General features: G+C 60.8%; 9 protein-coding genes. 1 reads left to right on the top strand and 8 read right to left on the bottom strand.

The window, feature by feature from the left end; genetic code table 11:
• Positions 1-234: 234 nt before the first annotated feature.
• Genes HX818_RS18360 through HX818_RS18335 form a run of 6 tightly spaced genes read right to left on the bottom strand, consistent with a single transcriptional unit; the run spans position 235 to position 7,495 of the window.
• The gene (locus tag HX818_RS18360; RefSeq protein ID WP_003216481.1) at positions 235-1,632 is read right to left on the bottom strand and encodes a sigma-54 dependent transcriptional regulator; all 1,398 of its coding nucleotides are present in this window, start codon (positions 1,630-1,632) and stop codon (positions 235-237) included.
• A complete protein-coding gene (locus HX818_RS18355; RefSeq protein WP_102369840.1) occupies positions 1,622-3,400 on the bottom strand; it encodes a HAMP domain-containing sensor histidine kinase in 1,779 nt (592 codons plus the stop codon). Before HX818_RS18355 ends, HX818_RS18360 begins: the two co-directional genes overlap by 11 nt.
• Positions 3,400-4,524, bottom strand: coding sequence for a GNAT family N-acetyltransferase (locus tag HX818_RS18350; protein ID WP_177020514.1), 1,125 nt, complete (start codon positions 4,522-4,524; stop codon positions 3,400-3,402). The genes HX818_RS18355 and HX818_RS18350 overlap by 1 nt, the downstream gene beginning before the upstream one ends.
• 16 nt (positions 4,525-4,540) lie before the next feature.
• Positions 4,541-5,407, bottom strand: coding sequence for a carboxylesterase (locus HX818_RS18345; protein WP_003216475.1), 867 nt, complete (start codon positions 5,405-5,407; stop codon positions 4,541-4,543).
• Complete coding sequence (locus HX818_RS18340; protein WP_003216473.1) at positions 5,404-6,798, bottom strand: aspartate aminotransferase family protein; 1,395 nt, start codon at positions 6,796-6,798, stop codon at positions 5,404-5,406. The genes HX818_RS18345 and HX818_RS18340 overlap by 4 nt, the downstream gene beginning before the upstream one ends.
• Positions 6,791-7,495: an MtnX-like HAD-IB family phosphatase gene (locus HX818_RS18335; protein ID WP_177020513.1), complete on the bottom strand. Its 705-nt coding sequence runs from the start codon at positions 7,493-7,495 to the stop codon at positions 6,791-6,793. The genes HX818_RS18340 and HX818_RS18335 overlap by 8 nt, the downstream gene beginning before the upstream one ends.
• Before the next feature lie 230 nt (positions 7,496-7,725).
• On the opposite strand from HX818_RS18335, the gene HX818_RS18330 reads away from it, so the two are divergent.
• The gene (locus HX818_RS18330; protein ID WP_177020512.1) at positions 7,726-8,496 is read left to right on the top strand and encodes a MipA/OmpV family protein; all 771 of its coding nucleotides are present in this window, start codon (positions 7,726-7,728) and stop codon (positions 8,494-8,496) included.
• Positions 8,497-8,700: 204 nt separating this feature from the next.
• Here HX818_RS18330 and HX818_RS18325 read toward each other — a convergent pair whose 3' ends face one another.
• Together HX818_RS18325 and HX818_RS18320 are read right to left on the bottom strand one after the other, a co-directional pair.
• A complete protein-coding gene (locus HX818_RS18325; protein WP_177020511.1) occupies positions 8,701-9,354 on the bottom strand; it encodes a DsbA family oxidoreductase in 654 nt (217 codons plus the stop codon).
• Positions 9,355-9,416: 62 nt separating this feature from the next.
• Positions 9,417-10,436, bottom strand: coding sequence for an alpha/beta fold hydrolase (locus HX818_RS18320; protein ID WP_177020510.1), 1,020 nt, complete (start codon positions 10,434-10,436; stop codon positions 9,417-9,419).
• Between the last annotated feature and the right edge of the window lie 41 nt (positions 10,437-10,477).

The following is a 10,477-nucleotide window of genomic DNA, read 5'->3' as shown; positions in this document are numbered from 1 at the left end:
GCCGGGAGGCCGCTGTGCTTTTGCTTTTGATCTTAGGCACCCCGTCAACCACGATGGCCGGAGTGCGGGCATGCCGAGCCTAAGCGAGGCACCGAGTGGTGGGGCAAAGACCTTTTACTTTTGGCTGGGCCGGCATTCCGGGCGTTTGCCAAAAGTGACCCGCTGTAAGAGCGGAACCATAAGTCGCCGTTACCTAAATAGCGGATATGCCCCCAAGCAACCGCTCAGCGCCCCCTAGCGAACAATCTTGTCCACCTGAATCCCCAGCTTCTTCAACCGATACCAAAAACTGCGCTCGGAAATCCCGATCTTCTGCGCCGCCGCAGCCTGCACCCCGTTGCTCTCCTGCAACGCAGCCATGATGTAAGCCTTCTCCACCTCAGCCAGCGCCGCATCCAGATCCTGCGGCACACCCGGCCCGTTGCTGAGTATCGCGCCCACCCCATCCTCAGCAGGCGTCGAAGCAAACAGATACGCCGGCAAATCAATATCCTCGATCACCGGCGTCGCCGCGACAATGGTCGCCCGCTCCACACAGTTCTGCAGCTCACGAATATTGCCCGGCCAGGAATACGCCGCCATGGCCTGCAACGCCTCGGGGCTGAAACCGGTGATGCGTTTGCCCGCCGTGGCACTCAAGGTCTGGGCAAAGTGCCGGGCCAGCGGCGCGATATCTTCCACCCGCTCACGCAAGGCCGGCAGCGGAATCGGAAATACATTCAGCCGGTAGTAAAGGTCTTCACGAAACTCTTTGTTCGCCACCGCATCCAGCAAATTCTTGTTGGTGGCAGCGATCACTCGCACATCCACCTTGCGCTCGCGCGGGTCACCCACCGGCTCGATCACCCGCTCCTGCAAGGCCCGCAGGATTTTCGCCTGCAACGCCAACGGCATGTCACCCACTTCATCGAGAAACAACGTGCCCTTGTCGGCCTGCATGAAGCGCCCGACCCGATCCGCCACGGCGCCAGTGAAGGCGCCCTTGCGGTGGCCGAACATCTCGCTTTCCAGCAAACCTTCGGGGATTGCCGCGCAGTTGACCGCCACAAACGGCTTGTCGGCGCGGTTGCCGTGCTTGTGGATGGCGCGGGCGACCATCTCCTTGCCGGTGCCGCTTTCGCCCGTCAGCAGCACCGTAGCGTTGCTGTCGCGCACCGAGTCCACGGCGTGCAGCACGCGGCGGAACGCCGGGCTGTCACCCACCAGGCTGTCGAACTGCGCATGTTCATCCAACTCGGCACGCATGCGCGCGTTGTCGCGCATGATGTCGCGAAACTGCAGGGCCTTCGCCACCGTGATGTCCAGCTCGTCGATATCGAAGGGCTTGGCGATATAGTCGTAGGCGCCGTTGCGCATCGACTGCACCGCGTTCTTCACGGTGCTGTAGGCGGTCATCACGATCACCGGCAACTGCGGGTAGCGCACCTTGATTTCCGCCAGCAGCGCCGGCCCGTCCATGCCGGGCATGCGCCAGTCGCTGATCACCAGGTCGATGTCTTCCTGCTCCAGCACCTTGAGCGCGTGCAGGCCGTTGCCGGCGGTAAACACCTGGATCCCGCTCTGGCTCAAGGCCGACGAAAGCAAGTCACAGAGCTTGGGTTCGTCGTCAACTACCAATACGTTATGCGTCATCACCATCCTCATCATCGCCGTCGTCTGCACCCTGGGCCGGAATGTACAGGCTGAAGGTGGCGCCGGCATCTGTCTCGCTGACACATTCGATGCTGCCGTCATGACTTTCCATGATCGAGAACACTTTGGCCAGACCCAAGCCCGTGCCCGAGGCCTTGGTGGTGACGAATGGTGTGAAGATCCGCTCGATCATGTCCGGCGCAATGCCCTCGCCGGTATCGCCGATGCTGATCACCGTGTTGCCGCCCACGCTGTGGATGCCCAGGGTCAGGCGCCCGCCTCCGGGCATGGCGTCGATGGCGTTGAGAATCAGGTTCAGGCACGCCTGCTTGAGCTGCTTGGCATCGGCATAAATCGTCGCGCCGGGAGCCGCATCATCAATTTGCGCGTCGATGTTATGGGTCGCAAGCTCAGGCCCGCAGAAGCCGAGGATCTCCTCCACCACCGGGCGTGCCGCCTGCACGGTGCGCAGCGGCGCACTGGGTTTGGCGAAGTCGAGGAATTCGGTGATCAGGTCGTTGATCCGGCTGACTTCGCTGATCACGTATTCGAGGTGACGCTTGTCGGTTTCCGGCAAATCGGCGCGGCGATGCAGCAACTGGGTGGCCGTCTTGATAATGCCCAGCGGGTTGCGAATTTCATGGGCCAGGCCCATGGCCACTTCGCCCAGTGCATGCAGGCGGTCGCGGCGGCGCAGTTGCGCTTCCAGGTGATGCAACTCACCGAGGCGCTCGGTCATGTGGTTGAAGGTGCTGCTCAGTTGCGCCAGCTCGTCGCCGCCGCTGACCGCCACACGGTGCTGATAGTTACCCGAGATCACCGCGCTGACGCCTTCGGACAGATCCCGCAATGGCCGGGTCAGGCGCTGGGACACCAGCATGCCCGCACCAAGGGACAACGCCGAGCTGAGCAGGAAGATCAACACGAACAGATTGCTCTGGTTCACCAGGCCCACCAGGCTGGTATGGCGCAGCAAGCCACTGAAGATCACCCCTTGCAGCTCGCCGGCATCGTTGAAGATCGGCCAGTACAAACCGCTGTAGTTGTTGGTGAATTGTTCGCTGGGTTGCTTGGTGCTGCGCAGCGCGGATTCGATACTCGAAGGAATCCGCGCGGGGTGATCGACAAAGCGCTGGGTGGAGAAAATCTCCGAAAACCCGCTGGGGTTGGCCAGGTACAAGCGCAGGTCGAGGGAATGCACATCGGCCACGCTGGTCAGGAAACTGCTGTCCAGATAAGTGGCCACCAGCAGTTGATAATCGACGCCGTCCTCGCTGGTCTCGAAGGTGGACACCACAACCCCGGTGGTCACGCCACCCACTTCGACCGTCTGCAACACCGCATTACTGGCCAGGTTGATTTGCTTGACGATGTCGTCGGCGGCGGTGGTAAACACGATTTTGTGGTCACTGCTGCGGATCAGCGCGACCACGTCGATGTCGGTGGCGGCGGCAATATCGGCGGTCAGCTTGTCGTGTTTCTCGGCCTGGCGCGACGACGGCGGTTTGGTATAGCGCAGGAACAGTTGGGCAACCCGGGCGTTGTCGTGGAGGATGTCGCCGATCTCGTCCTTGACGATCTTGGTCGACTCCTGCAGCCAGATGCGCACGTTGCTGTCGAAGATCTGCGACAACGTCGTGGCGGCCAGCTCCGCCGCGATCATCGTCGGAATTACCGTCACCAGCCAGAACGCCAACACCAGCTTGCGCTGGACGCTCCAACGCGAAATGGCAAAGGGGCGGGCTTTTTGGCGGGTCTTGTTGATCATCAGGTTTCGCTTATCGCAGCAGCCATGGCAGGGTCGGATCGATCCGGTCGGAGAAACACTTTTGCAACGAACAGCGCACGGTTGACCAGCCAGTTACGGTGGCGGAAAAACATGCTGTTGCCCTGGAACTCGCAGCCCAGCAGCAACTTGCTGGCATAGCCGGCCTGACCACATTCATATAACGCAATATCGTTGCGAATACAGTAGTCGATGTTGGTTAACCAACTGCGCACCGCCAGGCTGTATTCGCGACTGTAGTTACTGTCTTCGCCGAAAAACTTGTCAATCAGGCGATCCCGGTTAAGCAGGATCAGGTTGAACGCCACCAGTTGCTCGTCCACCCAATAAAGCACACAGACCGCACGTTCCTGCAGCTGTTCAAGGATACCGGTGAAATAGCCTGCCGGCAGTCGCTCGAACTGCAGGTCGGAGCGTTCCAGGGTGGCCTCATACAGCGCCATGATGCGCGGCAGTACGTCGTCGATGTTGCGTCGCCACTCGACACGCGGCCCCGGCGCACGCAGTTTGCGGCGCAGGTCCTTGCGGGTGGCTTTGTCCAGGGAACCGAGGTAGGCGTCCACTGAACCAAAAGGGATCGGCAACAAGGCCGTTGGCAGGCTGGGCATGCTCTGGAAACCCGCGCCAAGGCAGCTGTTTGACCAGCCTTCGTCCCTGGTCGGTGCATCCTTGACCGCCACCAGCCCGACGCCGAACGTATCGGCATCCTGGCGCGCGGCAGCGAGCAATTGCGCAAGCAGAGCCTCGCGCCCTGATTCGGCAACGTGGCTGGCGATGCCCGCATTGCACTGCTCCGCCACCGGCGAGCCGATGGCATACAGGCCCAGCTTCAAAACACCCGGCCACAGTCGCTCCAGGCGCTCGGTAAAGCGCTTGCCTACGCCTGACACGGTGGTGTCCAGGCGATACCGCGTGATGAACGCCGGTGCGACCGCCACCAGCCTTGCATCGTCAAACACCGCGAGGTAGCGCCACTGAAAGTCATCAATAGCGGCGTTTTCCACGGCCACGTAATAGTCCCAATCCTCCAGGGCATCGGGAAAACAGTCGTTCCAGGCACTGCGTTCGATGGCCCGAATGGTCGAAAAGGCTTGGGCGGTGATCACGTCAAATCCTTAGGGTTCAAGCCAGCTGTCGATAATCTTCAGGTGCCTCTGTGGCGTGTGCGTGCTGCCCGACAAACTCGGCACTCAACTCGATCACCCGACGGTATTGCAGGTCGACGGTGATCATGTGGTAGCAGTTGTCCAGCAGGATCTTGGTCACGGGGCCGCCGAGATGGCGTTCCACGTAATCGGCGTTCCAGCGGCTGGTGATGTCATCCTCGATGGAATGCAGCACCAGGGCCGGGGTCTTGATCGATGGCATGAGCTTCTTCACCACGGCATTCATCCAGTGCAACTCGCGCACCGTGACGCCCTCCATGGTCAAGAGACCCGCCTCGCTGCTCTCCCCTTCCTTCATCTGCCGCTCGACGATCGCCCGCAGGCGCTCGTTCTTGATGCCGTAGGGCGGCTTTTCAGTAAAGCGGAACAGGCGCACACCGAAGGGAATACGGATCAGCAAGGGCGTGATGAACGCCATCTTGTTGATGCTCCAGCCGTCGTACTTCAACGTCGTGGAGTACATCAGCAAGCCGGCAACCTGGCCGGGGAACTGCGACGCCACGTACATCGACATCACCGCGCCCATCGACAAGCCGCCGACGAATACCTGCTCGTGGCGCTGTTTCACCGCGACGAACGTCTTGCGCACGCCTTCGTACCAGTCCTGCCAGCCGGTGGCTTGCAGGTCGCTGTTGTCCCCGCAGTGGCCGGCCAGGGTCGGCACGTACACCGTGCAGTTACCGACCTTGGCCAACCCCTGGGCCACCCGACGGAGTTCCGTCGGGGTGCCCGTCAGGCCGTGGATCAACAAGATCCCAATCGGACCGCTACCGAGAACGAAGCCGGCATCACCTTCACCGAGGTCGATCTCGTGGCTGCTCACCGTTTGGTCGCTCGCACAAGCAGTTGCTCGAGCAGCTTCAGGCCCAGGTCGATTTCCGGGTAGCTGATTTCCAGGGACGGTGCCAGGGTGATCACGTTCTTGTAGTAGCCGCCCACGTCGAGGATCAGGCCGAGTTTCTGACCGTCAACCACCATGTCGCCCTTCATGCCTTCCTCGACCATGTAGTCCAGGGTCGCCTTGTCCGGAGTGAAGCCGTCCGGGCCGCAGATTTCGCAGCGCAGTGCCAGGCCCAGGCCGTCGACGTCGCCGATGATCGGGAAGCGTTTTTGCAGCTCTTGCAGGCCGGCCAGGAAGTATTTGCCCTTGGCCATGACCATTGCGCCGTAGTCGACTTCGCTGGTCATCTTGAACATTTCCAGGCCTACCGCGGTGCCCAACGGGTTGGACGCGAAGGTGGAGTGGGTGGAGCCTGGCGGGAAGATCTTAGGGTTGATCAACTCTTCCTTGGCCCAGATGCCGCCCAGCGGGTTCAGGCCGTTGGTCAATGCCTTGCCGAAGACGATCACGTCCGGCTTGACGTCGAAGTGTTCGATCGACCACAGCTTGCCGGTACGCCAGAAGCCCATCTGGATTTCGTCGACGACCATCAGGATGCCGTGCTGGTCGAGGACCTGCTTGAGCTCGCTGTAGAAGTTCATCGGCGGGATCACGTAGCCGCCGGTGCCCTGGATCGGCTCGACGTAGAAGGCGGCGTATTCGCTCTGGCCGACTTTCGGGTCCCACACACCGTTGTATTCGGTTTCGAACAGACGGGCGAACTGCTGCACGCAGTGGCTGCCGTATTCTTCCTTGGTCATGCCTTTAGGGCCGCGGAAGTGGTACGGGAACGGGATGAAGTTGGCGCGCTCGCCGAAGTGGCCATAGCGACGACGGTAGCGGTAGCTCGAAGTGATCGACGAAGCGCCAAGGGTACGGCCGTGGTAGCCGCCTTCGAAGGCGAACATCAGGCTCTTGCCGTTGGTGGCGTTACGCACCACCTTCAGGGAGTCTTCGATGGACTGCGAACCGCCCACGTTGAAGTGCACACGACCGTCGAGGCCGAATTTTTTCTTGGCGTCGACTGCGATCATTTCCGACAGCTCGATCTTGCCTTTGTGCAGGTACTGGCTGGCGATTTGCGGGAGGGTGTCGATCTGCTGTTTCAGCGCGTTGTTCAGGCGCGGGTTGGCGTAACCGAAGTTAACGGCCGAGTACCACATTTGCAGGTCGAGGTAAGCCTGGTCTTCGGTGTCCCACACGTAGGAGCCTTCGCAGCGGCTGAAAATACGCGGCGGGTCGATGTAGTGAACGGTGTCGCCGTAGGAGCAGTACTTGGCTTCTTTATCCAGAAGAACCTGGTCTTCTGCGGTAGCGATGCGGATATCAGACATGGTGGAAGAGTTCCTGATTGTCGGAAGAGGTGCTGAAGGAGGTGGCGTTGGCGGCGATGCCCTGAGGCAGCTTGGCCAGCAATGCCGGCAGTTCGGCGAAGGTGTCGAACCGCGCGTAAGGGATGTTGTTGGCTTCGCAGTAGTCGGCCAGGCTGGCCTTGGCGAAGACGAAGTCGGCGGTGGAGGCCACGCACATGTCGGACTTGCCGTCGCCGATCACCAGCACGCGCTTGTTGCGCGGCGTGGACTTGCACTTGCAGTTGCCGGAGGCGGCACGGCAGGCGTCGCTGGCATACGGGAAGTCGATGCGCCAGCTGTTCTGGTCGACCTGGCGCAGGCGGTTGGCGAGGATCGGCAGCAAGGTCACGTAGTTGCGCGAGAGAATCCGCGCGATGCCTTGTTCGATGCCATCGCTGACCACTTCAATGGAAGCGCCCAGGCCCATGACGTGATCGACGAAGTCCGGGAAGTCCGGGTCGATCTCGACGCTGTCGAAATACGCCAGCAACTCGGCCGGGGTCGCCTTGATCAGCGCCAGTTGACGGCTCAGGCATTCGCGCGAACCGATGTGCCCATCCAGCCATTCCTGCTCGATGGTTTCCCACTCGGGGCCGGCGAAGCGTTGGAGGACGTTGTCGATGACGTCGGTAGGGGTGATGGTCCCGTCGAAGTCACACACGATATGCCAGTGGATCATCTGCATTTACCTATGAAGTAGGAGCGCGCTGTTGCGCTTGCAGAGTGCTAGAGCATGGACTGTGCCAAGTGCTCGCACCCCCTGTTTTCAAAGGGTTTGGCGGGTATTTGCATTTGGTTGTGTCGGAACTGGCTACAATTTTTGTAGCTTGCTACAACCTAGATGAGTGCTTGCCTAAGGTCGGGTGTTTGCGCGTTCATGCGCGCATGTTCACAAAAGGAAATGGCTCCATGTTCAGGGTTACTTTTGCTGTATTCACCGGTTTGCTGGGGCTGTGGGGCGTTTGCGGCGCTGCGCTGGCGGACGGAATTACCGGCGAGGTCGGCGCAGGCGTCAGCTATCAGCCCCATGATCCGACGGGCAGCCGCTACGAAACGCGGCCGATCCCGTATTTCGATCTGGATTGGGGGAGTGTCAGCCTGGGTACCGACGATGGGCTGACCTGGAGTGCCCTGAATACCCATGGCTTTACTGCCGGGCCTTACATCAACTACTTGCCGGGGCGGACGGCCAATGGGTCGCTGCGGGGCTTGCGTGATGTTTCGGATATGGCCGAGGTTGGAGGCTTTATTCAGTACGCTCCGGCTGATTTCTGGCGGGTGTATGCACAGGTGGGTCAGGCCGTGGGCGGGGCGCGTGATCAAAGCGGGGTTGTGGGGAAGCTCGGCGGCGAGTTGGGTTATCCGTTGGGGAGCGGCATTATCGGCAGCACCGGCCTGATGGCGCACTTTGCCGATGCCCGCCAGGCGCAGACGTTTTTCGGGGTGGATGCCAATGAGGCTGCGGCCTCGGGGTTTCGGCCGTATAACGCCAGTGCCGGGTTTCAGAACCTGACGCTGACGCAGAGTTTTGAGTTTCCTTTGGATGCGAAGTGGTCGCTGTTGACCAGTGCCAGTTGGATACACCTGGTGGGGTCAGCGGCCAATAGCAGCATCGTCAAGGAGACCGGGGATGTGAATCAGGGGCAGGTGCAGACTGCCATCAGCTATAAGTTTGATTGAAGCAACAGCAAAATCAAAGGCGGGCACGCTCCAAATGTGGGAGCGGGCTTGCTCGCGAAGGTCGTTAACGATGACTCGGGCATCCTGATTCAACGCGGCGCCCTCTGGTTCTTCGCGAGCAAGCCCGCTCCCACATAAAGCGGCTCTGCTTTTGCTTCTAACACTCAGGTCGGCTGCTTTTGATTTTTATCTGACAGCCCCCATTCAGCCCTTGGCCTCACTGATAATCTGCCGAATCGCCCCGACAAACGCCTCAGCCGGCTGCCCACCACTCACCGCGTACTGATCGTTGAACACGATGGTAGGCACAGAAGTCACCCCGCGAGATACCCACAACTGCTCCTGCTCCCGCACCTCGGCGGCATATTCGTCCGAAGCCAGAATTTCCTCTGCCCGCACACGATCCAGCCCAACACCCTCGGCAATCCCCGCCAACGTCCTGTGATCAGACGGATCCTGCTGGTCAGTGAAATACGCCTTGAACAATGCTTCCTTGAGGTTGTACTGCAACCCCTCAAGCCCCGCCCAATGCAACAGACGATGCGCATCAAACGTGTTGTAGATACGACTCTGCCCGTCAGTACGAAACGCAAACCCCAACTCCGCCCCCATATCACGAATCCGCGCCCGGTTAGCCTGGGACTGCTCAGCCGTGGAACCGTACTTTTCAGTGATGTGCTCGGTAATGTTCTGCCCTTCGGCAGCCATGTTGGGGTTCAGCTCAAACGGCTGGAAATGAATCTCGGCCTGCACCTCCGGACCCAGTTGGTCCAGGGCCTCGGTCAAGCCACGCAGGCCAATGATGCACCAGGGACACGACACGTCGCTGACGAAATCGATTTTCAGGGGAGTACTCATGACTAGGCAACCTCGCTGGCATTACACGCCGGAAAGATCCCACGATACACCCCGTCAAGCCCCTACAAAACCTTCGCAGGCGCCACCGGGTCGATTTGCGCCCAATGCGCCGCATCCTGACGATGCGCTTGCAAATAGGGCAAGACCGCCGCCAGCAACGGCGCCTTGAACGCCTCCTGGAAACGATGGGCCAGCCCCGGAATCAGCCGCAGCTGGCTGCCCTGGATATGCGCCGCCAGGTGCACCCCATGCATCACCGGCAACAACGGATCGGCCGTGCCATGCACCACCAGCGTCGGCACCCGCAGTTGATTGAGCAACGGCACCCGGCTCGGTTCGGCAAGGATCGCCATGATCTGGCGCTTCACACCGTCAGGGTTGAACGCCCGGTCGTACGACTGCGCCGCCTGCTGCAACAGCACCTTGCGATCATCCTTCACATAAGGACTGCCCAGCGCCGCCAGCAGGTCGGCCTGTTGTTCCAGGGCCACTTCACGATTGGGCGCGCTGCGGCGCGACAACAGTTGCACCAGCGCCGCACTCGGTGCCGGCAGGCCTTCGGCGCCGGAGCTGGTCATGATCAGCGTCAGGCTTTCCACCCGTTGCGGCGCCATGGCCGCCAGGTGCTGGGCGATCATGCCGCCCATGCTCGCGCCCAGCACGTGGAATTGCTGGATGTGCAAGCCGTCCATCAAGCCCAGTGCGTCGTCCGCCATGTCGGTCAGGGTGTAGGGCGCCGCCACCGGCAGGCCGAGCTTGTAGCGCAGCACTTCGAAGGTCAGGTTGGCGCTGGCCGGTGCCTGGCGCCAGGTGGACAGCCCGACATCACGGTTGTCATAACGAATCACCCGAAAGCCCTGCTCACACAGGGCCACCACCACTTCGTCCGGCCAGTGGATCAACTGCCCGCCCAGGCCCATCACCAGCAGCAAGGCCGGGTCGGAGGCACGACCAATGCTCTGGTAGGCCAGGCTCACCTGTTCCAGATCAACCCGTTCAGTCGGGACATTCACATCACATCGAGAAGCCGCAAAGGACGGCAGGCCGAATAACAGAGCGGCCATGAAAAACAACACGCGCATGAAAAACACCGAAACGCAGAACCCCAGTAGAGCGCGAGTCT

It is taken from the genome of Pseudomonas sp. F9001, assembly GCF_013385435.1.
Lineage (GTDB): Bacteria > Pseudomonadota > Gammaproteobacteria > Pseudomonadales > Pseudomonadaceae > Aquipseudomonas.
Note: the sequence above shows the minus strand (reverse complement) of the source record. Positions and strands in the feature narration are given on the sequence as shown.